Origin of the sequence: Nostoc sp. CmiVER01, assembly GCF_034531135.2 — a bacterium.
Lineage (GTDB): Bacteria > Cyanobacteriota > Cyanobacteriia > Cyanobacteriales > Nostocaceae > Nostoc.
In genome coordinates this window covers 12,392-36,285 of the sequence record NZ_JAVRBU020000030.1, presented here as the reverse complement: position 1 = coordinate 36,285, position 23,894 = coordinate 12,392, and the positions used below count along the sequence as shown (strand labels likewise).

At 42.1% G+C, this 23,894-nt stretch carries 23 protein-coding genes; 9 read left to right on the top strand and 14 right to left on the bottom strand.

Going from position 1 to position 23,894, the window contains the following annotated elements:
* The first annotated feature begins 245 nt into the window (after nucleotides 1-245).
* Complete coding sequence (alaS, locus tag RMZ43_RS33615) at nucleotides 246-2,888, top strand: alanine--tRNA ligase (protein WP_322650241.1); 2,643 nt, start codon at nucleotides 246-248, stop codon at nucleotides 2,886-2,888.
* Nucleotides 2,889-3,116: 228 nt separating this feature from the next.
* On the opposite strand, the gene RMZ43_RS33610 is transcribed toward alaS, so the two are convergent.
* Nucleotides 3,117-5,681: a beta strand repeat-containing protein gene (locus RMZ43_RS33610; RefSeq protein WP_322652220.1), complete on the bottom strand. Its 2,565-nt coding sequence runs from the start codon at nucleotides 5,679-5,681 to the stop codon at nucleotides 3,117-3,119.
* A gap of 302 nt (nucleotides 5,682-5,983) precedes the next feature.
* Here RMZ43_RS33610 and RMZ43_RS33605 point away from each other — a divergent pair, with 302 nt between their 5' ends.
* Complete coding sequence (locus tag RMZ43_RS33605; RefSeq protein WP_322652221.1) at nucleotides 5,984-6,724, top strand: hypothetical protein; 741 nt, start codon at nucleotides 5,984-5,986, stop codon at nucleotides 6,722-6,724.
* On the opposite strand, the gene urtE is transcribed toward RMZ43_RS33605, so the two are convergent.
* From urtE to RMZ43_RS33575, 6 genes are all read right to left on the bottom strand, one after another.
* Nucleotides 6,687-7,385 carry an urea ABC transporter ATP-binding subunit UrtE gene (gene urtE, locus RMZ43_RS33600; RefSeq protein ID WP_322652222.1) on the bottom strand — a complete coding sequence of 233 codons (699 nt, stop codon included), beginning with the start codon at nucleotides 7,383-7,385 and terminating at the stop codon, nucleotides 6,687-6,689. The genes RMZ43_RS33605 and urtE overlap by 38 nt on opposite strands.
* Before the next feature lie 78 nt (nucleotides 7,386-7,463).
* Nucleotides 7,464-8,135, bottom strand: coding sequence for a Uma2 family endonuclease (locus RMZ43_RS33595; RefSeq protein ID WP_322652223.1), 672 nt, complete (start codon nucleotides 8,133-8,135; stop codon nucleotides 7,464-7,466).
* An 84-nt stretch (nucleotides 8,136-8,219) separates the two neighbouring features.
* Nucleotides 8,220-8,414, bottom strand: coding sequence for a hypothetical protein (locus RMZ43_RS33590; RefSeq protein WP_322652224.1), 195 nt, complete (start codon nucleotides 8,412-8,414; stop codon nucleotides 8,220-8,222).
* Nucleotides 8,415-8,870: 456 nt separating this feature from the next.
* Nucleotides 8,871-9,269 (bottom strand): type II toxin-antitoxin system VapC family toxin, encoded by a 399-nt coding sequence (locus tag RMZ43_RS33585; RefSeq protein WP_322652225.1) that lies wholly within the window; start codon nucleotides 9,267-9,269, stop codon nucleotides 8,871-8,873.
* A gap of 17 nt (nucleotides 9,270-9,286) precedes the next feature.
* Nucleotides 9,287-9,568 carry a hypothetical protein gene (locus tag RMZ43_RS33580; protein WP_322652226.1) on the bottom strand — a complete coding sequence of 94 codons (282 nt, stop codon included), beginning with the start codon at nucleotides 9,566-9,568 and terminating at the stop codon, nucleotides 9,287-9,289.
* Between the two features lie 121 nt (nucleotides 9,569-9,689).
* A complete protein-coding gene (locus RMZ43_RS33575; RefSeq protein WP_322652227.1) occupies nucleotides 9,690-10,559 on the bottom strand; it encodes a PIN domain-containing protein in 870 nt (289 codons plus the stop codon).
* A 125-nt stretch (nucleotides 10,560-10,684) separates the two neighbouring features.
* Between RMZ43_RS33575 and RMZ43_RS33570 the strand changes: the two genes are divergently transcribed.
* The 3 genes from RMZ43_RS33570 (at nucleotide 10,685) to RMZ43_RS33560 (ending at nucleotide 12,664) form a co-directional block, all read left to right on the top strand.
* Nucleotides 10,685-11,293 carry a Uma2 family endonuclease gene (locus tag RMZ43_RS33570; RefSeq protein WP_322652228.1) on the top strand — a complete coding sequence of 203 codons (609 nt, stop codon included), beginning with the start codon at nucleotides 10,685-10,687 and terminating at the stop codon, nucleotides 11,291-11,293.
* A 241-nt stretch (nucleotides 11,294-11,534) separates the two neighbouring features.
* The gene (locus RMZ43_RS33565; protein ID WP_322652229.1) at nucleotides 11,535-12,242 is read left to right on the top strand and encodes a deaminase; all 708 of its coding nucleotides are present in this window, start codon (nucleotides 11,535-11,537) and stop codon (nucleotides 12,240-12,242) included.
* Nucleotides 12,243-12,250: 8 nt separating this feature from the next.
* A complete protein-coding gene (locus RMZ43_RS33560; RefSeq protein WP_322650232.1) occupies nucleotides 12,251-12,664 on the top strand; it encodes an Imm1 family immunity protein in 414 nt (137 codons plus the stop codon).
* A gap of 21 nt (nucleotides 12,665-12,685) precedes the next feature.
* Here the strand turns inward: RMZ43_RS33560 and urtD are convergent, their stop codons facing one another.
* The 6 genes from urtD to RMZ43_RS33530 form a co-directional block, all read right to left on the bottom strand.
* Nucleotides 12,686-13,432, bottom strand: a complete 747-nt coding sequence (gene urtD, locus RMZ43_RS33555; protein WP_322652230.1) for an urea ABC transporter ATP-binding protein UrtD — start codon at nucleotides 13,430-13,432, stop codon at nucleotides 12,686-12,688.
* A complete protein-coding gene (gene urtC, locus RMZ43_RS33550) occupies nucleotides 13,407-14,525 on the bottom strand; it encodes an urea ABC transporter permease subunit UrtC (protein WP_322652248.1) in 1,119 nt (372 codons plus the stop codon). The genes urtD and urtC overlap by 26 nt, the downstream gene beginning before the upstream one ends.
* A 31-nt stretch (nucleotides 14,526-14,556) precedes the next feature.
* Nucleotides 14,557-15,717 carry an ABC transporter permease subunit gene (locus tag RMZ43_RS33545; RefSeq protein WP_322650228.1) on the bottom strand — a complete coding sequence of 387 codons (1,161 nt, stop codon included), beginning with the start codon at nucleotides 15,715-15,717 and terminating at the stop codon, nucleotides 14,557-14,559.
* A 90-nt stretch (nucleotides 15,718-15,807) separates the two neighbouring features.
* Complete coding sequence (gene urtA, locus RMZ43_RS33540) at nucleotides 15,808-17,124, bottom strand: urea ABC transporter substrate-binding protein (RefSeq protein ID WP_322652231.1); 1,317 nt, start codon at nucleotides 17,122-17,124, stop codon at nucleotides 15,808-15,810.
* Nucleotides 17,125-17,686: 562 nt separating this feature from the next.
* Complete coding sequence (locus tag RMZ43_RS33535) at nucleotides 17,687-18,109, bottom strand: ester cyclase (protein ID WP_322652232.1); 423 nt, start codon at nucleotides 18,107-18,109, stop codon at nucleotides 17,687-17,689.
* Between the two features lie 263 nt (nucleotides 18,110-18,372).
* Entirely contained in the window at nucleotides 18,373-19,257 is an 885-nt protein-coding gene (locus tag RMZ43_RS33530; RefSeq protein WP_322652233.1) for a LysR family transcriptional regulator, read from the bottom strand.
* A gap of 148 nt (nucleotides 19,258-19,405) precedes the next feature.
* Between RMZ43_RS33530 and RMZ43_RS33525 the strand changes: the two genes are divergently transcribed.
* The 3 genes from RMZ43_RS33525 to RMZ43_RS33515 all read left to right on the top strand — a co-directional run bounded on the left by RMZ43_RS33525 (nucleotide 19,406) and on the right by RMZ43_RS33515 (nucleotide 21,602).
* Complete coding sequence (locus RMZ43_RS33525; RefSeq protein WP_322652234.1) at nucleotides 19,406-20,029, top strand: NAD(P)-dependent oxidoreductase; 624 nt, start codon at nucleotides 19,406-19,408, stop codon at nucleotides 20,027-20,029.
* Nucleotides 20,030-20,101: 72 nt separating this feature from the next.
* A complete protein-coding gene (locus RMZ43_RS33520; protein WP_322652235.1) occupies nucleotides 20,102-20,527 on the top strand; it encodes a YybH family protein in 426 nt (141 codons plus the stop codon).
* Nucleotides 20,528-20,600: 73 nt separating this feature from the next.
* Nucleotides 20,601-21,602, top strand: a complete 1,002-nt coding sequence (locus RMZ43_RS33515; RefSeq protein WP_322652236.1) for a hypothetical protein — start codon at nucleotides 20,601-20,603, stop codon at nucleotides 21,600-21,602.
* A 155-nt stretch (nucleotides 21,603-21,757) separates the two neighbouring features.
* Here the strand turns inward: RMZ43_RS33515 and RMZ43_RS33510 are convergent, their stop codons facing one another.
* On the bottom strand, nucleotides 21,758-22,897 hold the full coding sequence (locus RMZ43_RS33510; protein WP_322652237.1) for an NAD(P)/FAD-dependent oxidoreductase: 1,140 nt from the start codon (nucleotides 22,895-22,897) through the stop codon (nucleotides 21,758-21,760).
* A gap of 683 nt (nucleotides 22,898-23,580) precedes the next feature.
* On the opposite strand from RMZ43_RS33510, the gene RMZ43_RS33505 reads away from it, so the two are divergent.
* Nucleotides 23,581-23,856, top strand: coding sequence for a hypothetical protein (locus RMZ43_RS33505; protein WP_322652249.1), 276 nt, complete (start codon nucleotides 23,581-23,583; stop codon nucleotides 23,854-23,856).
* Nucleotides 23,857-23,894: the final 38 nt, after the last annotated feature.

Here is a 23,894-nt window from a genome sequence, read left to right as displayed (position 1 = left end):
TCTTAAGGATTAATCTTAAAGATAAAAATACGATGTTTACGATGGGCTACGCTTAAGCACATCCTGCCCAAGTAAAGTACAGTAGTGATTGAACAACATCATAGCCACTGTATGCATGTCATGGATTGGCATAATTCGCTGGCAGTAATATGAAACAAAATGCAAGAATATATAAAGCTATTTATGAAAATACACCTATCTACTGCCGCTACGCCCAAGTCTAAAGTCTAAAGTTAAAAATACCTATGTCTTCAAATCCTCAGTACTTAAGCGGTAACGAAATTCGCAACATATTTCTCAACTTCTTTGCCCAACGGAATCACCAAATTCTCCCAAGTGCCTCCCTCGTGCCAGAAGATCCAACCGTGCTGCTGACGATCGCGGGGATGCTACCATTTAAGCCGATATTCTTGGGGCAGCGCACACCAGAATTTAAGCGGGCTACGACTTCGCAAAAGTGTATCCGCACCAACGATATCGAAAATGTCGGACGCACCAAACGGCATCAGACGTTTTTTGAGATGCTGGGCAATTTCAGCTTTGGTGATTATTTTAAAGAACAAGCGATCGCTTGGGGTTGGGAAATCTCCACACAAGTCTTTGGCATTTCGCCGCAAAATCTCGTCGTCAGCGTTTTTAAAGATGATGATGAAGCCTTTGGAATTTGGCGCGACCAGATCGGTGTGCCGATAGCGAGAATTAAACGCTTGGGCGAAGATGATAACTTTTGGGTATCTGGGCCGACTGGCCCTTGTGGCCCTTGTTCAGAAATTTATTACGACTTCCACCCAGAACGCGGTGACGAAAATATAGATTTAGAAGACGATTCTCGGTTTATCGAGTTTTACAACCTCGTCTTCATGCAATATAACCGGGATGCCTCCGGGAATTTAACGCCACTGCAAAATAAGAACATCGACACCGGCATGGGTTTGGAGAGAATAGCGCAAATCCTCCAAAAAGTGCCCAATAACTACGAAACTGACCTGATTTTTCCAATTATTCAAACAGCAGCCGAAATTGCTGGCATTGATTACCACAAAAGTGATGAAAAAACCAAAGTTTCTCTAAAAGTGATTGGCGATCACGTTCGTTCTGTTATGCACATGATCGCTGATGAAATTCGCGCTTCCAATGTGGGACGGGGTTATGTGCTGCGGCGGTTAATTCGGCGGGTGGTGCGTCATGGGCGATTAATTGGGATTTCTGGAGAATTTACTACTCAAGTTGCCGAAAGTGCGATCGCTCTTTCTGAATCAGCTTACCCTAATGTGCGCCAACGGGAAGCAGCAATTAAAGCTGAATTGCAACGAGAAGAATCGAATTTCCTCAGAACTTTGGATAGAGGTGAAAAACTCCTAGAAGAAATCATCCAAGAGGTGAAACAGCGAGGGGAAACTCAAATTAGCGGTGAAAGCGCATTTACTCTTTATGATACCTACGGATTCCCTCTCGAACTTACTCAAGAAGTTGCCGAAGAAAATAATCTTACAGTCGATGAAGCGGGATTTGATGCCGAAATGCAAAAGCAGGTGGAACGCGCCAAAGCGGCACACGAAACCATCGACTTAACTGTGCAAGGTTCCCTCGACAAATTAGCAGAACACATCCAAGTCACCGAGTTTTTAGGCTATACCCAATCGGCGGCGACGGCAAAAGTCGAAGCGATTTTGGTAGAAGGTGTTGCCCAAGAGGAAGCAGAAGCGGGGACACAGGTGCAAATTGTCCTTGACAAAACGCCATTTTATGGTGAATCTGGGGGACAAATTGGCGATCGCGGTTATATATCTGGTGATGGTATTGTAGTTCGGGTGGAAGATGTGAAGAAAGAATCTGATTTCTTTGTTCACTTCGGACGCATCGAACGCGGTACACTGCGCGTAGGCGATAATGTTACAGCTCAAATTGATCCGGCTTGTCGCCGTCGCGCCCAAGCTAACCATACCGCAACGCACCTGTTGCAAGCAGCTTTGAAAAAAATTGTTGATGATAGCATATCTCAAGCAGGTTCCCTGGTTTCCTTTGATAGGTTGCGCTTTGACTTCAACTGTCCCCGCGCGTTGACAGCAGAGGAAGTGCAACAAATTGAAGAACAGGTGAATACTTGGATTGCCCAAGCACATGCTGCAAAAGTGGAAGTATTACCTTTAGCAGAGGCGAAAGCTAGGGGTGCTGTTGCCATGTTTGGCGAAAAATACGGCGAGGAAGTGCGCGTGATTGACTTCCCCAACGTATCAATGGAACTATGCGGCGGGACTCATGTGAGTAATACGGCTGAAATTGGCGTGTTCAAGATTATTTCTGAAGCTGGTGTGGCTTCTGGGGTGCGGCGGATTGAAGCTGTTTCGGGGCCAGCAATACTGGATTATCTCAATCTGCGAGATAAAGTAGTTAAAGATTTGAGCGATCGCTTTAAAGTTAAACCCGAAGAAGTAGCAGACAGAATCACAAGTCTGCAAAGCGAACTGAGAAATACCCAAAAGGAATTGGAAAGCTTGAAGGTACAGTTAGCGATCGCAAAATCTGACAGCTTGCTGCAAACAGCCCAAACTGTAGGCGATTCTAAAGTTATTGTCGCCCAATTAGAAGATGTTGATCCAGAATCATTGAAAACCGCAGCCGAACGCTTACTGCAAAAAATCGGTAACGGTGCAGTGGTGCTGGGTTCTGTTCCTGAAGAAGGGAAAGTTAGTATAGTTGCGGCTTTTAGTTCTGAAGTGAACAAAAAAGGTTTGCAAGCTGGTAAATTTGTAGGTGCGATCGCTAAAATCTGCGGTGGCGGTGGCGGTGGAAGACCGAACTTAGCCCAAGCAGGCGGACGCGATGCGAGTAAATTACCAGAAGCGTTGCAACAAGCCGAAAGTGAGTTAAAGTCTGCCTTGGGTTAACCATCTTCTCCTTCAACGACACAGACAGGCGTTGCTGAATTGAAGTATGAATCTAGATGTAGAGACGTAGCAGTGCTACGTCTCTACATGGATTTTGGTATTATGCAAAATCATTTTCATATATGGAATCAGCAAGCCCTACTTACATTCAGCACTATTGTTTGCGAGATATTAAAAATAGTACTTCACAACCCGTATTGCTTAGTGATAGTAGACCGCTAATTCAAATTAAACAACCACAAAATTCTTTTCGGTTAGTGACAATCCACTAGTAAAGACAGCAAATTGTACCTGAGTAAACCCAGCCGCATTGCCATCAAGGTCAAAGAACAGTCCACCTGTAGCGCTGTTGTAGATAAATCGCTCTTCGCTAGTGGTGGCAGATGTTCCGATGGTAAACTCACTTGTCTTAAGTGAACCTATTGATAACCCGCCATCAAAATAAGAAGCTGATACTTGAATCAGTTCATTAGTGGCGTTAAAACCATAAATAGTATCAATTCCTTGATTGTAATTATCGAACGCAAAGGTATCAGTACCAGCTCCTCCAATTAGAGTATCATTGCCAGCACCCCCAGAGAGGGTATCATTGCCACTACCACCCCCAGAGAGGGTATCGTTGCCATTGCTCCCTACAATTAAATCATCGTATTTTGTACCATTAATATCTAATTGTTCGATATTTTTATAACTAACCCGATAAATGCCAGCTGTAATTGCTCCAATGTTAGTAGTGGCATTGAATGTCGTTGTGATCCCGCCTGTAGCATAGTAAGCGTAATCGACTCTCAACAAATCCTCACCTTTACCTCCATCTACAGTTTGAGTCACTAAATCAGAGAGGGTACTATATGAAGATATGGCCGTTACGTAAAAGGAATCATTGCCAACGCCACCTTCTAGGGTGTTATTGCCTCTTAAAAATTTAGCACTCAAGATATCGTTACCAGCGCCACCTTCTAGGGTGTTATTGCCTCTTGAGCGAGAGTCGATGTCGTTGCCATAATATTTGTATTTGCTAGAGATATCAAGATAATCATTGCCATCACCACCATACAGCAGGTTATCGCCTGTTGAACCGCTAGCATTCAAGCTATCGTTACCAGCACCTCCTTCTAGGGTGTTATTGCCTGTTGAGCGAGAGTTGAAGGAGTAGTTAGGAACGTTGTAATAGCTGCCATAAAGGTCAAGATAATCATTGCCATCACCACCATACAGCAAGTTATCGCCTGTTGAACCGCTAGCATTCAAGCTATCGTTACCAGAACCTCCTTTGAGGGTATTATTTCCTGCACGGTCAATGAGAGTATCATTTCCCTCACAGCCAATGAGAATATCGTCACCAGTACCACCTCTAAGTATATCATTACCACTCAATCCGTCGATGATGTCGTCACCCCCCTGACCATTAATGACATCATTGGAATTGTCAAAACCCGTAATTTTATTGTCTAGATCATTCAGGAAGGTAACACTGTTCTTCTTGAAAGGGCTAGTTTGAGTGGAATTAGCATCAAACACATCAAAACTGTCAGTGATGCTGGTTTGTCCATCAAACAAGATATTACCAATAGCTGGTAGTGAAGAAGTTGCTGGCAGATTATCCAGGTTTTCTAAGAGGAAGTTTTGCAGAATGACTTTGCTAATAGGGACATCTTCAAAGGTGATTTCTAAGTTGTTACCATGAGGAGTTAATTGTAGATTTTCAGCAGTAAAGTCACTACCTATAAATTGCAAGGTGTCTAAGGAGGCAATCACATCTGCTGAGGGATTTGAGCCTTTACCCACGCCACCGAAATCAGTGATAATATCAGTGTCGGTGCTTGCATTGTTGTTGCTACCGAAATCATTGATAATATCAGTGCCGTTGCTCCCGTTGTTATCGCCCAAGTTGTAAACAAATTTATCATTTCCCGCGCCACCAGAGAGGAGGTTATCGCCTGTTGAACCGCCAGCACTCAATGTATCGTCACCAGCGCCTCCATTGAGGGTGTTATTGCCTGTTGAACGAGAGTCAAAGTCGTCGAAGTAGCCTGTTGTTATGTAGCGGCCAGAGATATCAAGAAAATCATTGCCATCGCCACCAGAGAGGAGGTTATCGCCTTTTGATCCGCTAGCACCCAATCTATCGTCACCAGCGCCTCCATTGAGGGTGTTATTGCCTGTTGAACGAGAGTCGTCAAAGTCACGATGGGAGGAACTGTAGTCGCCAGAGATGGAGAGAGTATCATTGCCATCACCTCCAGAGAGCAGGTTATCGCCTGTTGAACCGCTAGCATTCAATCTATCGTCACCAGCGCCTCCTTTGAGGGTATTATTGCCTAAAGAACCAGAGTAGATGGAGGAATAATAGCTTAAACCGTCGTTGCTTGATCCCTCATTGCCAGAAATATCAAGAGAATCATTGCCATCGCCTCCAGAGAGCAAGTTATTGCCTTTTGAACCGCTAGCACTCAATGTATCGTCACCAGCGCCACCATTGAGAGTGTTATTGCCTGTTGAACGAGAGTCAATGTATTCTTCGCTATTGCTGTCTTGGTAGCCAGAGATGTTAAGAGAATCATTGCCATCAGCTCCAAAGAGCAGGTTATTACCTGATGAACCTCTAGCACTTAAGCTATCGTTACCAACGCCACCATTGAGGGTGTTATCGCCTGTTGAAAATTCAACATTCAAGATATCATTGCCATAGCCACCAATGAGAATATTATTCCCTGCACCACCACTCAAGGTATCGTTGTCTATACTACCCAGTAGGGTATCATTCCCATTGGTTCCAATCATATTTGCCATAATTTTTCCCGGATTTTCGATTTAATGAGGTTAGGTTATGAAGATTAGACCTCTTGCATAAATCAAGAATAAAGAACCCCACCCCGCATTTGAGTAAAGCAAACGCTCCCCTCCCGAAAAGCTCTTAGGCATTGGGGGTGAGGTGTTAGGGACTTTTGCAAGAGGTCTATTGTTGCTGCTCATTTTCTACGTAGTTATCATTGAGAGATATTACCCAACCAACGCTTAGAGGTAGTTGTGGTTCCCAATAATCACCCTAAAGATGGGTTGCGGATTAGATTTCAACCTCAGTGAAATATTTTATGGCATCCCAAATAGACATACATTTATCTAACGGAGTTTTGCAACGCTTGCAAAACGTGAAAGATTTTGTCGGTGAAAATGTTAACTCTCTAAGTAACTCAGCACAACAAGTTGGGAACTCTTTGAAGGCAACAGCAACTACAACAACTGATAAAGCAATTGATACAGTTACGACAAGTTTAGAACAAACTTGGCAAACTGCCGATAAATTTAAGAGTACAACATCAGGCGCAGTTAAAGATGCGATCGCATCTTCTGTAAGTGATTGGCTGATACAACATCCAATATTTTTTAGATTAGTTCAAATACTAGGTTGTGCTACTAATCACCCAATTATTAGTATAGTGATTTTGTTGTTTGCACTTGCTTTAATTTGGAGCATCATCAAAGCAATCATCCGCTTGATTGAAACAGCTAGTTGGTCAATACTCCAAGTTCCAATAAAATTACTTCAGGCTTTAATCAAAGTTAGTTTTCTATCCTTAACTAAAGTTGGCAGTTTTGCAGTTCAACGAATCACAGCTACTGAAACAATTGATAACCTGCCAGTTTTGCCACCTGAGAATTTTCAACCAAATAAACAACAACGATTAGCAGAAATTTCTAGTCGCTTAGAAGCAATTCAAAAGGAACAACATGAGCTTTTACAAGAAGCCGCAGACTTGATTGCTACCGATACAATTGATATAGAAGTATCAAAAATTAAACAGCTAAAAAGCGTTGAATCACATCTTGGCTGAGTTCGGCTGTGGAACCGGAGGCGACAATACCACCTTTTTGCATAGCGTAATAGTAATCAGCCTGACGGACAAAGTGTAAATGTTGCTCTACCAATAAAACAGAAATGCCTGTAGTTTCGACGATGCGACGGACTGCGGCTTCAATTTCTAGGATGATGGAGGGTTGAATACCTTCGGTGGGTTCATCCAAGACGAGTAATTGAGGTTCTCCCATTAAAGCACGAGCGATCGCTAATTGTTGCTGCTGTCCACCACTCAAATCACCACCCATCCGCGAAAGCATGGTTTTTAACACCGGAAATAAGCTAAAAACTTCTTCTGGAATTTCTGTTTTTTTTACTGGTTTACGTCTAGCTTCCAACCCCAGCAGCAGATTTTCTTTGACTGTCAACCGGGGGATAATCTCTCGTCCTTGGGGAACATAACCAATTCCCAACTTTGCCCTTTGGTCTGGAGATTTTGAGTTGATTAATTCTCCAGCTAAGTTAATAGTACCACTGCGGGGTTTGAGTAAACCCATAATTGTTTTTAGTAATGTGGATTTTCCTACACCATTGCGTCCAATCAGGCATACCATTTGCCCCGATGGTACACTTAAATCTACATTGCGAAGAATATGGCTTTCGCCGTAATAAACATCAAGGTTAGAGATTTTTAGCATTATAAAATTCAGTTTGTATTAAAAAAATCTCAATGAGTAAAGAGGGTAGGGACTGCCGCGAGACGTTCAAACCGAAACTTATAAAGCAGAATCAAAAATTTGTTGTGCTGTAAAGTTGAGTTGGGGAAATAAAGGCGATACAATAAAATTATTTCCCCTAAACACAGTAATTTGATAATCTCCATCAACTAATTCGCAAATTGTAATAGTTTTTTGTTTAGGATTACCAGTAAATCTTTTGCCACCGATCGCAGCATAATCTACAATCCAATACTCAGGAATCCCCATCTCTTCGTAATCTCTGAACTTGTCATAGTAGTCGTCTCGCCAGTTAGTACTAACCCTTACGGGTTCGTCAGTTGCTTCAACGCGGGGAACCCGCGCAACGCACTGACTCACAACTTCAACAGCTAGTGGGATAGATGCAGCTTGAATAACAGTCGATTGCTTTCTCCACAGAGGTTCATTCACGAGATTGTCATGATTTAATAGCAAAATGTCAGGAGAATAGGTTGAGTTGTTGCTCTGAATTTTGACAAAGGCAGTTTTGGGGATGCGAAACGGAAGTCCCATTTGCAAGAACTGGAAGGTTATTTGTGCCGCCAAAAATCCAACAACATTTTCGTGTTCACCAGTTGGGGGTGGCATTTCTACAATGACTCCTTTATGTAGTTCATATCGCGCCCCGTTTGAGGGATACCACTCGATAAATTGTTCAAAGGTTACTAACTTGGGTAGGGTTTGAGTCATAGTTACCACCTCCACATATATTTGACTTTACCATCGCTGCCCCTGGATTGTGCCACAAGATAAGAGATATACCAGTAAGCTTTATTAGAATACTGAAGCCACTACTCCCAAGTCTGTAGCGGCTACTCCCAAGTCTGTAGTGACTATTCCCAAGTCTGTAGTGACTATTCCCAAGTCTGTAGCGACTACTCCCAAGTCTGTAGTGGCTACTCTCAAGTCTGTAGCGACTACTCCCAAGTCTGTAGCGACTACTCTCAAGTCTGTAGCGACTACTCTCAAGTCTGTAGCGACTACTCTCGTATTTTCTACCTTTTGCCTCTTGCCTTCGTCTAATTATATACCGAAATATTACTGATATCAGCTAAAAATTTTACGATCAGAAATTTGCTATCAAGTATGGCAAAGACAGCGCTGAATATGAAATGGCGGGTGGAGTTCGCAATAGCGATCGCCTCCGCAAAATGAGAGCGAGCCGCTTAAAAAATATTGCTGAACAAGCATCAGATAAAAATGCTAAAACTGCATAGAAAATGAGGTAATACCATTTTGGATTTGGGATTTGAGATTTTGGATTGAACAATCTAAAATCTCAAAAGTGTTTCTACCTCTGGCTGAAGCAAGCTTTTTATCACAATTGGGATCTCCAAAATTTTCCATTTGATCGCCAGACACTAGAAATTGCTATAGAAGATATAGAGATGAAAATTTCACACAGAGGTGCAACGCAGTGTTAGCCTATTGCCCCAACAAACGAGTAAAACCTTCTTGCTCAAAGTGTTTATCAGTTGTTAATGCCTCTATAATTCCTTGCCTACGCATCAACACAAAGCTTACAGCATCACATAATGAATAGGTTTTATCCTGTCTTGCTAACAATAAATCTATTGCTTCTCGATGTAGCGGCTCATCAACCCATATAATTTGAACGTTTGAATTGTTGATCAGTTCAAGGCTGTATGACAATACAATTGAACGGGAAAAGCCTCGAACCAATGCTAGAGCCACTAATTCTGCTAGAACATAGTTGTGCGTAAGCCGAATTCTGCTTGTAGTAGCAATCAGTTCAACTGCCCTTTGATGTTGTGGCTCATCTTTATGGAGAAAGCAGAGCAATCCTGACGTATCAAGCAGCATAATCTACATTCCAATGCTTAAAAGTCATTGGTGTAAGCTTTTGCCAAGTCAGCATCAATGCTTTCGTTATCTATACCTGTGGCATAACCCAAGCTAATTGCACCTGCATAACTAAGTAAACGTTGATGTGCTTCTTCTGGCTGAACTTCTGGTTGTAGCTTTGCAGCAGTCAGAAGACGATGCTGCCCATCAAGAGATGTAACAATCAATTCTGCTACCGAAAGCCCAACAGCATCGGCTTGCTGCTGCAAAGCTGCATAGACATCATCACTTAATTCCAGTGTTAGCAGTTGGCTCATAGGAATAAACGATTTCAACTAAAGCTAGGGCAATTATAGCTTTTTTCTTCACAAATATCGGTCGGGTGCGGGTGTATGCGCGTTGTTAGGCTGCTGGAAGGCAATGTTAAAAAGATTTCAATTAATCAAAGAAATCCCCTGTGTCTAGCAATGCTCCACATCTTGCACAAACTAAATGCCAAGAAAGACCGCCACCAAACTGAGAATGAAACCATCGCCCTTCGTTGTCATTGAAAATATGTCCTTCTGCACTAGTGCAAGGCGATGAAGCATATCGGATCATTCGTAAACGGCTTTCAAAAAGATCAAATTCATCTGGAGGAATATCTTCAAGTTCTATTTTCTCTAATGCTTTATAAGGATCTATGTGGTAATAGACATTATTTTTGGCAAAAATGATGAGATTTTCATGAGGCTTGCGATTGTCCTTACTTGAAAAATCTGTGTGGTTGTCTGTTACAAAATGGAAATAATCTTTATTCTCAATTGATTCAGTTTCTTTAACCCAATTCTCGAATTGAAGATAGATTACAGTATCTGCAACTGAGTTTTTGCCTTTATGGCAAGGAGCTTTTTTTTCAAGAGCAATTTGAGCAGCATTTGCTAATATTTCAGTAGAACTAGACAATTTTATAGTGTTTTTGTGGTCAAAAGTACTTTCGATTATGCTTAACGCATTTACACCTTCTTTGCCATCTGATTTTATATTCTCATTAGCTTTATCTAGAAGAAGCAGAAAAGTTGAACGCTCCGAACCATCAAGATAATCTTGAATCTTTTTAGCATTATTTAGGTGACTTTTTAACGAGCTTGTGTATTTGCTAACAATAGTATCTTTGTGACGACTGTACTCTTCAACAGTTACATTAGAAAGCAGTATTTTTAATTTATTTTGGTTAAGACCAGATAGAATACTCTTCAACAGAGGACGTGATTCTGGTTTTTGAGCTAAATTTAACCAAATACATGTATCGAAGAGAATATATTGCATTGTTACACTTAACAAAATAAATGTATATGATTATACTAAAATAGGTGCGTGTGTAACTACTGGTTGTTTGGCTAACTGGAATATATAGCTCATACTTCATAACATACAGATGCTAGGCAAAGCAAATGACCCAAACGGCGAAAAACCAAAAACTGCTGACCTTTGAGGAGTATCTTGCCTATGACGATGGTACAGACACGCGCTATGAGTTGGTGGATGGAGAACTAGTCGAGATGCCACCAGAAAGTCAGGAAAATAGCAATCTGGCAAGATTTCTATTCGTTGAACTCCTAAAACATTTCGCATTTTATTTAGTTGCTCATAAGGATACAGAAATTGAGGTGGCGGGGCGACGGGCGAGATGTCGTTTACCTGACTTAATGGTTCACACAGAAGAATCTTATGCTGCGCTTATCGGTGCTACTCGTGCTACCCTCACCCGTGATATGCCACCGCCTGCGCTAGTGATTGAAATTGTTTCACCGGGGACAGCAAACAGTGTTCGTGATTATCGGTACAAGCGGACGGAGTATGCTGCTAGGGAAATATTAGAGTATTGGATTGTTGACCCACAGATGCAACAAATTACAATTTGCCAGTGGGTAGAGGGACAGTATGAGGATAGGATATTTACAGGTGCGGCTTGCATAGAATCAGTGGTAATTGTTGATTGGATGCTAACAGTAGAGCAGGTGTTTAAGAGCGCAAACCGACCAGAATTACTAGGGAAATAGAAAATGCAATCGCGCAGCTTAACGTACCCCTACCGGGAAGCAAGCTAGCAAGAGCGTCTCATTGGCGCAGCCTCTCGTAGAGAAGAGAAGTTATGGCATTTTTTAATCTTCCTGTTTTCCTAAATAAGAACTAATTCACTAATTTACAGTAATTTTGAGATTACTTGGTGGACATTAGGCATTAGGCTATTATTTAGGTTCCAGTTTATGGAACCTAATTCAGTTTAAAAGCTTTGTTGCAATGCCTCTTAAGTTACATAACTATGAGTGGGAAGGAGAACGTTTAGTCCAGAGAGAAACTGAACCTCATCATATTGCTGGTGTATTAGCTAAAATTCGATGGGTGCTAGAAAACTCAGATTGCGATTGGGAAGATGTTTACTCAGGTTATTATGAGTGCGAAGAAGATGGAACGGTTACTTTTTATGAGGGTGAAAGTGCTGAAGCCGGTAATCCAGGAATATGGACTTATGTAGTTTATAGCTGTCCTGTTGGCTCAGAAGAGGTAGTAAAAGATCCAGATATAAACACTTTAGCTCCAGCATTGGAGATGCAACAGCTTAAATATAAGCTTATTTTTGAAGAATTAGCAGAGTATAGGCAACAACTTGGTCTGACTCCAGCAGGTAGTGAGGACGATCGCGCTACAATCGCAAAGTTAGAGATAGGTAGTAGCGTATTTTTTGGTATCAGTGCTGGCAGCAATCCCAATCGCAGAAAGATTACACTTAAAGTAAATCCAATTAGTCGCACACACGCTGAAGCTGATGCTTTCCAACAAGCCTTTGATGCAGGATTAAGAGGAGACCGAGCGCGTTTAATAGTCGATCGGGATCTTTGCAGAGCATGTGGTCAGAACGGAGGTGTGAAAGGAATGGCTAGACAGCTTGGTTTAGAAGAAATAGAAGTTATTAGCCCTAGCGGTCGTCAGACAATTACATTGAAGTGAGGTTAATTATGTTCATAACAAAATTTTCAGTTGAAGATTGGATTGGAAATCAGAACAAGGGTTGTGTAGAGCAAGCGCATAGTTGGAAAGAAATAGAATCAGCTATTAGAGAGTTAGACGGGCATCACAAAACACTTGTAACCTTAGAAACAGATAGCGAAACTCACATGGCTGTAGGTGGTGGCTTAGGAAAATATGTAGTCTATTTGACATTTGATAATGAGAGTTTTCACTATCTTGTTGACCCATCTAAATCAGATATAGATGAATTCGTGATAGTTGGGGGGCAAGAAGGTGTTTATCCAGCTTCGTCCTGCGTTGACCTGAATACAACCCTTAAAGCTGCCAAAGCTTTCGTGGAGCTTGGGACAATGGAAGAATCTGTTATTTGGGAAAAAGATGAAGTTGTTGAGCGGGTATAAAAATGCGTATTGCGAATTGTTTCATTCTTCCTGTTTTCCCAAATAAACCTCAATTACACGAGAATCATTTTGAACTTCCTCAAAATTTCCTTCGCACAGCACCGAACCTTCATGTAAGACTGTTACTTTCTTGGCAATTTGACGCACAAATTCCATATCGTGTTCAATTACTAAAATGGAATGACTTTGTGCTAGTGCTAAAAGTAATTCGCCAATATTGTAAGTTTCTTCATCTGTTAAACCAGCAACGGGTTCATCAACAAGTAATAAGTCTGGAGACTGTGCTACTAACATCCCAATTTCTAAACGCTGCTTTTCGCCGTGGGAAAGTAAACCTGCTCTGATGTCAGCTTTAGGAGTTAAACCGATGGTTTCTAATAATCCTTTAATACTATTCTTTTCAGCAGTATTAGAATGTCCAAACAAAGTAGAAAAGACATTTTTATTTTTGTTACTGGTAATTTCTAGATTTTCGCGGGGCGTTAAATTTAAGTAAATTCGGGGTGTTTGAAACTTGCGCCCAATTCCCAATCGGGCAATTTTATATTCAGGTAAAGAACGTAGATTTTTACCTTTGAACATAACTCGCCCAATGGTTGGTTGCACTTTCCCCGTAATCACATCCAGAAATGTTGTCTTTCCTGCACCATTGGGGCCAATTACTACTCGTAATTCGCCCACATCCATACTAAAGTTAAGCTGATTTAGCGCCTTAAAACCGTCAAAACTAACAGTTACGTTTTCAGTTTCCAATATTTTCGCGTTCATGTTGCACTTCGGGGTCTTCTTCCAAGGTGGGATATGTAGCAATTTGTTGACGGCGGTGGAAAAGAGAAATATTCTGACTACGCAACCATCCCACTATACCGTCAGGAAGCACTGTAACAACTATCAAAAATAGTGCGCCTTGAAAAAATAGCCAGATTTCTGCAAATTGTTCACTTAAAAAAGTCCGGGCATAATTTACTAACAAAGTTCCAACAATCGCGCCAACTAAAGTAGCGCGTCCGCCTACAGCTACCCAAATCACCATTTCAATCGAAAAGGCAATATCCATTGCTCTAGGTGATATAGAACCACTCTGAATGGTGTAAAATGCTCCTGCTATGCCTGCGATCGCACCTGAAACTGCAAACACCAATACCTTAAAATCTGTAGGGTCATAGCCAGAAAATCTTACCCGACTTTCATCATCACGGATAGCTATCAACAATCTGCCAAAGCGTCCAATTGTCAACCAGCGACAAACTCCGTAGGTGGCTGCAAGAAACAGCACCGTCAGCATGTAGAAAACAAACTGCGTTTTCGCATCACTGACCGTTGCCCCAAACAAAGTTGTAAAATCTATCAGTCCATTTGTACCGTTGAAAAATTGTTGTTGACCGTTAAAGAAGTTGAAAAATACAATAGTTCCGGCTTGAGTCAAGATAGAAAAATAAACTCCCTTGAGGCGATTTCGGAAAACCAAATATCCCAACAATCCCGCCAACAACCCTGGAATTATTACCACAAAAGCTACTGTCAAAGGAAAAGAATAAAAAGGTTTCCAAAAAGCGGGAAGTTCCGTAACCCCATAAAGACTCATGAAATCAGGCAATTCACCAGTAGGGACTTGCAGCTTTAGGTACATTGCGATCGCATATCCACCCAAACCAAAAAAAATACCATGTCCCAAACTCAATAAACCAGTATACCCCCAAATCAAATCGATACCCAAAGCCACAATCGCCAGCGACAAAAATCGTCCCAACAAATTTAGACGAAACTCCGTCAGCAACAATGGCACAATAATAATGAGGAAAAGTGCGATCGTAACCACTACCCCCACCTCAATTAATAATCCTCCTCTCTTCTTTCTCATCTTGGCGTCCTTGGCGTCTTGGCGGTTCGTTTTAAACATCAACAGTACGTCCCTTCTGCGGAAAAATCCCCCCAGGCTTCCACTGTAAAAACACAATAATCAGTGCAAACACCATCACCTTAGCCATACTCGTCGTCGCAAAAAAGCTAAACAAATCAGCCAAAGGCTTAACAGGACTCAACAACAAAGCCAGAGTCCCAGAACCAATTAAAAAATTAGCCGTACCAATACCCAACGCCGCCACAATCGTCCCGGCTAAATTTCCCACACCCCCAACTACAACCACCATAAAAGTATCAATAATATAGTTTTGTCCCGTATTTGGCCCTACAGAACCAAGCAAACTAATTGCACATCCAGCCACACCAGCTAAACCAGAACCTAGTGCAAAAGTAATTGCATCAACCTTTTGAGTTGGGATACCCAAACAAGCACTCATACTGCGGTTTTGCGTCACAGCCCGAATTTTTAAACCCCAGGTAGAACGTTGCAAGAATAGATAAATTCCCGCCACACAGATTATTGTTAAACCGATAATAAATAACCTAGCAAAGGGTAACTGCACACCACCTAAAGACATCCCTCCCTGCAACCAAGTAGGCGCAGTCACATCCACATTTTGAGCGCCAAACCAAGGTTGAGTCACTGCTAACTGATAAGTTTGACTCAATAAATTGCCTGTTGCTATTGTCACCCCCAGCGATAATAAAAATATTACCGCCACAATCCAGTTACGAACTCTTCCCAAATCAGTGCGAGAATTTAAAATCCATAAACCTCCAAAAAATAACAAAGAAAATAAGCCTATAGCAATTATCAATACCCAATTTACACTGCGAACAAACTGCTGAAAAATTAAACTCACTCCCCAAGTTGCCAATAGAGTTTCTAATGGTCTTCCATAGAGATAACGAATCACGCCTTTCTCTAAAATTAATCCCACAGTACCCGTGAAAATAAAAGCGATAATCAAAGCCAAAAATATATAGACTTCAAACCATACTCCGCCTAACTGTTTACATGCATTTTGCACAACAAATGTTGTATAAGCGCCGAACATCATCAATTCACCATGTGCCATATTGATAACGCCCATCAATCCAAATATAATGGCTAGTCCCAATGCAGCAATTAATAATACAGCGCCAATACTAATACCATTAAATACAGCTTCTAAAAATCCTGCTAACACTTATTTCTCCTACATATTTTCATTAGTCATGTATCATCTGTTATTCACTAATGACTAATGACTAATGACCAATGACCAATGACTAAGAAATTAAACTTTCTTGTACTTACCACCCTTAGCCGGGTCACTCCAATCACAAGCAAATCCCTTAGTCTCTTTTACAAATTGATTCCAAGGAACTGGCTCAACTGCTGTCGGAGTAGCATAAACAATATCAAACAAACCATCTTGTCTTACTTGACCAATCCGCACAACTTTGGATATGTGATGATTGGCGTCCATTGTCACTTTACCTTCAGGTGCATCTATAGTTTGACCATAGGCCGCAGCACTCACTTTCGCTATGTCTGTAGTACCAGCTTTTTCTACTGCTTGCTTCCACAAATAAATAGCGATGTATGCTGCTTCCATTGGGTCATTTACCACCCGATTTTCACCGTATTCTTTCTTAAAAGCTGCAACAAACTTTTTGTTAGCAGGTGTGTCTACTGTTTGAAAATAGTTCCAAGCTGCATAGTGACCTTTGAGATACTCTACACCAATTGCTTTAACTTCTTCTTCAGCAATACTGACAGACATGGAAGGATATTTTTCTGGTGTCAATCCCGCACCTTTCAATTGTTTGAAGAAAGCAACATTGCTATCACCATTCAGAGTATTGTAAATTACACCTCCATTAGGCAAAGCTTGCTTAATTTTAGTGATAATTGGTGTAACTTCTGTATTGCCAAGAGGTAAATAATCTTCACCAACTGTTTTTCCGCCCAAAGCTTCTAATTGAGCTTTAATAATTGTATTAGCAGTACGGGGAAAAACGTAGTCAGAGCCAACTAAGAAGAATTCTTTTCCTTTATTTTTTAACAGCCAATCAACTGATGGTTCAATTTGTTGATTTGGAGCAGCACCAGTGTAAAAAATATTTTTAGAACACTCTTGACCTTCATATTGCACAGGATACCAGAGCATGTGATTTTTGCTCTCGAATACTGGCTTAACATTCTTGCGGCTAGCAGATGTCCAACAACCAAAAACTACAGCGACTTTATCTTGATCGATTAGCTTAGTTGCCTTTTCTCTAAAAGTATCCCAGTTAGAAGCACCATCTTCGGTGACTGCTTCGATTTGTTTACCTAAGACACCACCAGCAGCGTTAATTTCTTTGATTGCTAATTTTTCCGCATCGACAACGCTTTTTTCACTAATAGCCATTGTGCCACTAAGGGAGTGCAAAATACCTATTTTGATTGTGCCACCAGCAGTAGCAGCAGCTGGAGATGCAGTAGGAGGTGCGGCTGGACTCTCTGTAGCAGTTGGGGAATTATTCGCGCAAGCCTTCAGAAAAAAGCTGCTTCCAAAAGTTAAAGAACCGTAGATTAAAAACTTGCGTCGGTTAAATTGTCTTCTCATCTTTGTATGAATTTTCCTGTAGATGAATCAGCTAACTTAATAGAAAGCTGACAATATCAAACTTTAAAGTGTGATAATAGTGCGATAGTTTACTAGTAAAAAGTGACGTCTTATACAAAAATCTTTGTTTTTGTAATAAAAAATAAACTTTTTCAGATTAAGCTTTGTTAACTTTATAAAGATTCTCATATCTATGCAACACGTTATGGAAGAACAAAAGCTTTCTCTTTCACAAACGTCTTTGATTCTAGACAGTTAAAAACTGCTAAGTATCTAGGCATAAGGGACTTCCAAGTAAAAAAATATTCCATAGCAGAGGGACAAGGAAGACAAGGAAGAAAGAAGTCTAGTTGAGTAGACAAATTGGATAATTTATTTTTTGGAGTTCCCTAAATAAATTTCAAGTTTGTAGTAAGGACTTTAGTCCCAATAATCCTTGCTCTGAGCGATAAATCGCTCACTACAAACTAGGAATTTATTTTATTTATCTTTTTTCAAAATTCTGATCTGTGCTGAACAAATAGCTAGTTAACACAACAATAGTTTTAATCAACTACTGCTATTACTCAGATATTCCTGGTTCAATCCGTGCGCCAAGCTGAAGAATTCGTCCAAGGTCGTCAGCGTTTCGCCAGGTTTCGACGATTTTGCCGTCGGCAATATAATGAATGAATGTAACAGTGAATATCTGCTGACGGCCGCGACTAGGTATGCCAAAAAAACTCTCTTGGATGCAGGTATTAGTCGCACGCACAACAACTTTGTCACCTTCAGCGATTACGTCTTCAATTGTCCATTTCTGCTGGATAGGGCCAAATGAACCAAAGAGTTTGCGTACCCCTTCAGGGCCAAGGGGAAGTCCTGGTAAACTACCGTGGATTTTCCAATTCGGGGCGGTTATCTCGCAAATTTCTTCGATTTTATGCTCGCTAATAAGTTCCATCCATCGTTGAGCAATGATTTTGTTGTCCTCAATGGAAGACATTGCTGCTGTTCCTTTACTGAAAATTAGGCGAACTCTAGTTATTTATTTAGACAGACAAGCTGGACTATTGTCAATTAACCAAGTTTAAGATTGAATTAAAATCATTGCACCATATATCTCTATTCTTAGAAGAGGGATAGCTTTACAAACGTGCCATTCGTCTCTAAAAATTTTTTTTCAATAGCCAAATTATAATTATTCTCAACTAATTCCTAAAAATGATGATCATTTGAATTCTGTATAGTTTATTTTCTGGAAGTCCTTTAGCGCATCTTTTGCTCAAGGAACTCTAGAAAGACCTTGACTTTTGTGGGAATATATTTTCGGCTAGGATAAAGTGCATTAATTGGGACTGGAGCCAGTGACCATTGAGGCAAGACGTTTACTATATCCCCACCCTGTAACTTCTGCTGAAACAGAAATTCCGGCAGCAGCCCAATTCCTACTCCAGCAACGATCGCTTGATAAATGGGGGCAACGTCATTGCTGAGTAGTCGTGGACGAAAGGAGAGCGTTATTGTTTCCTGCTGTTCATTGTGCAATGTCCAGGTCACATTGTTCTGACGATGAGCCATACAAAGCAACGCATGACCGGTCAAATCAGCGATCGCTTTTGGTTCGCCAGCGGTTTTGAGATAGGTCGCGCTGGCAAAGAGTTTCATGCGATCTGTGCTAATCCGCCGCACGATCAGGGATGAATCGTGCAATTCCCCAATCCGAATCGCTAGATCGTATCCTTCTTTCACAATATCTTTGTATTCAGTCGTTGCATGGAGAATCACTTGAATATTGGGGTAGGTCAGCAGAAACTCTGGCAAATTTGGTGCGAGAAAAGACTGCACAAACAAGACGGTGGCTGTCACTCGCATAATACCTTGCGGATGCTCCTGGAGGCTCGCGATCGCATCATTACCGTCATGTAACGCATCAAGAATGGGTAAACAGTTTTCGTAATACAGCCGTCCTTCTTCAGTTAGAGAAACCCGTCGCGTGGTGCGATGAAATAATCGGACTTTTAGCCGTTGCTCTAGCTCATTGACCTTCACACTGACGGTAGATTTAGGCAAGTCCAGCGATCGTGCTGCTGCGACAAATCCTCCCAGTTGTGCGACTTTGAGAAATACTAAAACAGCATTCAAATCGTCCATAACCTGCACTCACTGCGATGAGAGTATCTGCACTCTGCTATTGTCCAATATTACAAACAATCAATTCATAAAAACCACCTTTATCTATACAAGTTGATTAATCATACTAAAAGATGTCAAGTACAGCGTTACATAGGATAGTTAAAACATGAAAGTCTTAGTCATAGGAGCCGCCGGCAAGACCGGTAGAGCTGTAGTCGAACAGGCTGTGGCCGCTGGTCATCAGGTCACGGCCTTCGTTCACAAAGCTGACGAATACGAAGTCTCGGATGTTCGCGTCATTGAAGGTGACGCCACCGACAATGACGCAATGGATGCAGCAGTCCTCGGTCAAGACGCTGTTATTGACACGATTGGCGGCAAAACGCCTTACAAGGCAACTACGCTTGAATCGAGTGCCGCCAAGACAATCATTGCTTCCATGCAGCGAAACGGTGTGCGCCGTCTGGTGGTAACTTCAATGATTGGCGAAGGGGATAGTGAGGCGAATGCCACTCTGTATGAGCGTTTACTGATTTCGACCTTTTTGCGTGGCGCAGATAAGGACAAAGCGGCAATGGAGTCTGCTGTCGAGTCGAGCGGTCTGGAGTGGGTGATTCTTCGCCCAGCCCTCCTCAACGACGACCCCGCCAAGGGGAACGTTCGAGTCTTCGATGCCGAAACGGGCGAGAAGGCCCATAAAATTACCCGTGCCGACTTGGCTGCCTTCATGCTTGCCCAGCTTGACAGTAACGAATACCTCCATCAAGCCGTGACGATCGCAAATAGCTAAGAACTCTTTGGCTACACTCTCTTTTTGGGCCAGCAGCGTGTTCGTTACAAATCATTAGTGAGAACAATCATTATGTTTACAACAGAAACCAGTGCAAAGGATGAAGCGGCAATCAAAGCAGTGATGACAACATTTGCCGAGGCGTGGAACGCTAAAGATGCGGAGCACTTGGTGACGTTGTTTGCCGAGGATATCGATTTCGTGGATGTCATGGGTCGTTGGTATAAAGGGCGGATCGAGACGAAACAAGCACACGCGCAGGCGCTGGCGTCGTTCTTAAGCGATAACCAGATGACTATTACTGACACCCAAATTAAATTCTTCACCCCGGATATGGCAGTCGCACATACCACTTGGGAAACTACTGGACAGAAGAATCCTGATGAAGTACATCGAATAGAAAATACAGGTGTCTGGACAGCCGTAACAACCCGCAAGGAGAACACCTGGCAGATTACCGCTTTCCACAACACAGGGACTGTGCCAATTTCTGAATGAAGCGTGACAGGCGGCTGCGGCCCAGGGCAAACGCACCACACTTAAACAGAATTGTTCGAGACAAAACAATAGCATGAATAATACGAAACTTGAAATTGCCTTCGGGGAATACGACCGGACTCGCATTTTGGCGGATGGCACTGTCAAAATTGATGGAGTCGATGCCACCTTTCACAGCAACCCCATCGTCACCGAAGTTTTTGAAGGCATGATCCGAAAGCATGCCTTTGACGTGTCGGAACTTGGAATGACGTATTTTTTACGCACGATGGATTTTGAAGAACCGCCTTTCATCGCCATTCCTGTATTCCCGAATCGCTGTTTCCGGCACTCGGCGATTTACATCAACAAGGCGAGCGGCATCAAAACACCGAACGATCTTGTGGGCAAAACCATCGGTGAGTTTGCGGTCTACGGTCACGACGCGGGTGTGTGGCCCAAGGGGATATTGTCGGACGACTATGGCGTAACGCCCGACCAGTGCCGTTGGATCGTTGGCACGCTTGACTGGCCCTTGAAGCCGATTGACTTCATTCCGCACCCGCATCCTGCGAACGTTGAAGTTGAACAGGCTCCCGAAGAAACGGATTTAGGAGAAATGCTCAAACAGGGAGAAATTGATGCGCTGATTGCTGCGGATGTACCCAAGTGCGTGCTGGAAAAGTCGCCGAAGGTCGCCCATCTGTTTGAAGACTATGAGGCGATCGAGCGTGCCTATTACCAGCGCACGGGTATTTTTCCAATCATGCACGTGGTCGTCGTTCGCAAGGAACTGGCTTTGGAGCGGCCCGAAATTGTGAAGGCAGTTTACAAAGGCTTCTGCGATGCCAAAGATGCTGTCCGGGAGCAGTATAAAAAGGGCATGATTTTCAACAACATGGCAACCATGATGCCTTGGTTCAGCAAACTTGTAGACGAGGATCGCACCCTGCTGGGTGACGACTGGTGGCCCTACGGTCTGGAGGCGAACCGCAAGGCTGTTGACACTTTCCTGCGATATCATTTTGAGCAGGGCTTGTCAAAGCGGCGGCTCACTTGCGAGGACATTTTTGTACCCGAGCTTCTCGGGACGTGACGCTGGTGACGATCTTAAGAAAATCAGAAGCATCACTTCACTAACTATTAGCCGATCTCCGGGCGTGGAGCAATCAAAGTTCCACGTTCCCTCGCCTGAAAGTCATACCCAGCAATAAATTGGGTATCATTAAGATTTTATTTACGAATCAGCTCTTAGATTAATATTTTTGTAATAATTTCATCTTCCTGGCCAGTTGCAAAATTAGCAAAGCGCTTTGCCAAAGGTGGTATAAGTACTAGCGGATTACTAAATCCAGAGAAAACATGAACGCCTTCCAATTCTGGGATAGCACCAATTAAGGGAAGTTGATTGCTACTAAATGCCACCAAACAATGATGCCAAGTTCCTGGTAAATGCTCTAATGCTGGTAAAATTTGACCAGCACCTTTTCGCAACCATTTTTCGCTTACATCTGAGTTTACCTGAGCTTGAGGATCTGTGAGAACACGGCTAATTTGACCAATGCGAAGGCTACCATCTTGAAACTGAATCGCACCCGCATCTAAAATTGGTGGTACTGGCTCATTACCTGGTTGATTCCACAATTCATCAACTTGAGTAGATTGGGCTTCTAGTTGAAATCGTTGCAGATTAGCTGGCATAACTAAGGTGCGTAACTGCACATCAACAGGTGGGGTTTTAATAATTTCTGCGTGGGTAAAATACAGCTTGACGGGAATACCAGCAGATTTTAGTAGTTGGCGGCTGAGTCCACCTGCACAGATGACAACGTTAATACTGTGGAAAGTTCCAGTAGTTGTTTTTACACCATCTTGCAATATTTGCAATACTTGGGTAATCTGCATTTCACCCCCAGCCCGCTCAAAAGCTTGCATATATGCTTGTGCTGTTTTTTCTGGGTGGATATGACCGTGTTTGACAGTTAAAGCACCAGATATCGCCTCTCTATTTAGCAGTGGTTCCAACTCACAAGCTTCTTGAACACTCAATAAACGGGGTGGAATGGCAAAATGATTATATGATGCAGCCGTTGCTTCTGAGTCGCTATGGGCAGAAATAGTAAGTAATAAATCTAGTTCCCGAAACTGGATATCAGCGTCTAACTCTTGAGATAGGATATGGTAACGCGCGATCGCTTCTTCGCACAATTGCCGAGTGAGTGGTGTAGTACCTGACCAATAAGCAAGTCCACCATAACTATAACGAGTTGCATTTTGTGGTGTAACATCTTGTTCTAGCAAAAGTACAGCAAAACTTTTCTTCGCTAGTTCGTAGGAGAGTGCAGCGCCAGTAATTCCACCACCAACAACAATCCAGTCGTAGGTTTTCATATTTTGCAAATTATAAATAGGTCAACCCTTGCGGGGAATTCAAAATTCAAAATTCAAAATTCAAAATTGAAGACCCCACGGATAAATCCTGGGGCTTGAATTAATGTTGCTTTGCATTTTTTCTTTTCCATAAATAAATTCAGGGGCTTGCATCCTTTTTTTCATTGGTTAAGGTAATTAGTAATTGATAATGACGTTCGCGGACTCGCTAGCGCTACGTTCGCAAAGCGTCTCAAAGAGAGATTACCAAGAAATAAATTATCCAATCTTGTAGAGTGGGCGTCTCGCCCCCCCAAGGCTTGGGGCGGACAAGATGTCCACCCCACAAGAAAAATTGTATGTTTTTTTATTTGTCAATCGCTGAAACAATAATTTGTACTCAGTTATATAGATATTTTAGTAACTAATATTACTAAAATTATGCATAATTTATTTCCGTTAAAACTTGAGAATTATTAATAAAAATTTTCCAACTACTGCTTGATAAGTATAAAACTATACATTATTATCAAAGTATGATCGAGGCGATGTCTACGACGGGCTACGCCAACGCTAAATCCCGCAAAGAAGACAGCGATCGCCCCTATTTAAACCCCAAAATCGATAAAGACGATCGCCAAATCCCGCAAAGAAGACAGCGATCGCCTTTATATAAACCCCAATATCGGAGTATGAATATCATCATGTCACAATTACCAGAATCTGCCCAGTCCAAGTTAAAACAGTTTTTGTCTGGGGAAAATTTAGATACATCCACCAGCCACCAACCAACCAGACAAACATTACCCCGGCGAGAACCGATTAAACATACATTGATTGGTTCTGCCAAAACCGTTACCAGCACCATCCACTATTTACAAGTAATTGGTTATGCCAGCGTTGGGGACTGGAGTCCACTAGTACCTACCGAGAACCCAGATTGGGTAATGAGCATTTTAATCCGCCAGATTCTTATCTAATAACCTAAATGTAGAGACGTTGCACTGCAACGTCTCTT

Coding starts and splice junctions, on each gene's coding strand:
- alaS (WP_322650241.1), top strand. CDS start 246: ATGTCTTCAAATCCTCAGTACTTAAGCGGTAACGAAATTCGCAACATA.
- RMZ43_RS33610 (WP_322652220.1), bottom strand. CDS start 5,681: ATGGCAAATATGATTGGAACCAATGGGAATGATACCCTACTGGGTAGT.
- RMZ43_RS33605 (WP_322652221.1), top strand. CDS start 5,984: ATGGCATCCCAAATAGACATACATTTATCTAACGGAGTTTTGCAACGC.
- urtE (WP_322652222.1), bottom strand. CDS start 7,385: ATGCTAAAAATCTCTAACCTTGATGTTTATTACGGCGAAAGCCATATT.
- RMZ43_RS33595 (WP_322652223.1), bottom strand. CDS start 8,135: ATGACTCAAACCCTACCCAAGTTAGTAACCTTTGAACAATTTATCGAG.
- RMZ43_RS33585 (WP_322652225.1), bottom strand. CDS start 9,269: ATGCTGCTTGATACGTCAGGATTGCTCTGCTTTCTCCATAAAGATGAG.
- RMZ43_RS33580 (WP_322652226.1), bottom strand. CDS start 9,568: ATGAGCCAACTGCTAACACTGGAATTAAGTGATGATGTCTATGCAGCT.
- RMZ43_RS33575 (WP_322652227.1), bottom strand. CDS start 10,559: ATGCAATATATTCTCTTCGATACATGTATTTGGTTAAATTTAGCTCAA.
- RMZ43_RS33570 (WP_322652228.1), top strand. CDS start 10,685: ATGACCCAAACGGCGAAAAACCAAAAACTGCTGACCTTTGAGGAGTAT.
- RMZ43_RS33565 (WP_322652229.1), top strand. CDS start 11,535: ATGCCTCTTAAGTTACATAACTATGAGTGGGAAGGAGAACGTTTAGTC.
- RMZ43_RS33560 (WP_322650232.1), top strand. CDS start 12,251: ATGTTCATAACAAAATTTTCAGTTGAAGATTGGATTGGAAATCAGAAC.
- urtD (WP_322652230.1), bottom strand. CDS start 13,432: ATGAACGCGAAAATATTGGAAACTGAAAACGTAACTGTTAGTTTTGAC.
- urtC (WP_322652248.1), bottom strand. CDS start 14,525: ATGAGAAAGAAGAGAGGAGGATTATTAATTGAGGTGGGGGTAGTGGTT.
- urtA (WP_322652231.1), bottom strand. CDS start 17,124: ATGAGAAGACAATTTAACCGACGCAAGTTTTTAATCTACGGTTCTTTA.
- RMZ43_RS33535 (WP_322652232.1), bottom strand. CDS start 18,109: ATGTCTTCCATTGAGGACAACAAAATCATTGCTCAACGATGGATGGAA.
- RMZ43_RS33530 (WP_322652233.1), bottom strand. CDS start 19,257: ATGGACGATTTGAATGCTGTTTTAGTATTTCTCAAAGTCGCACAACTG.
- RMZ43_RS33525 (WP_322652234.1), top strand. CDS start 19,406: ATGAAAGTCTTAGTCATAGGAGCCGCCGGCAAGACCGGTAGAGCTGTA.
- RMZ43_RS33520 (WP_322652235.1), top strand. CDS start 20,102: ATGTTTACAACAGAAACCAGTGCAAAGGATGAAGCGGCAATCAAAGCA.
- RMZ43_RS33515 (WP_322652236.1), top strand. CDS start 20,601: ATGAATAATACGAAACTTGAAATTGCCTTCGGGGAATACGACCGGACT.
- RMZ43_RS33510 (WP_322652237.1), bottom strand. CDS start 22,897: ATGAAAACCTACGACTGGATTGTTGTTGGTGGTGGAATTACTGGCGCT.
- RMZ43_RS33505 (WP_322652249.1), top strand. CDS start 23,581: ATGTCACAATTACCAGAATCTGCCCAGTCCAAGTTAAAACAGTTTTTG.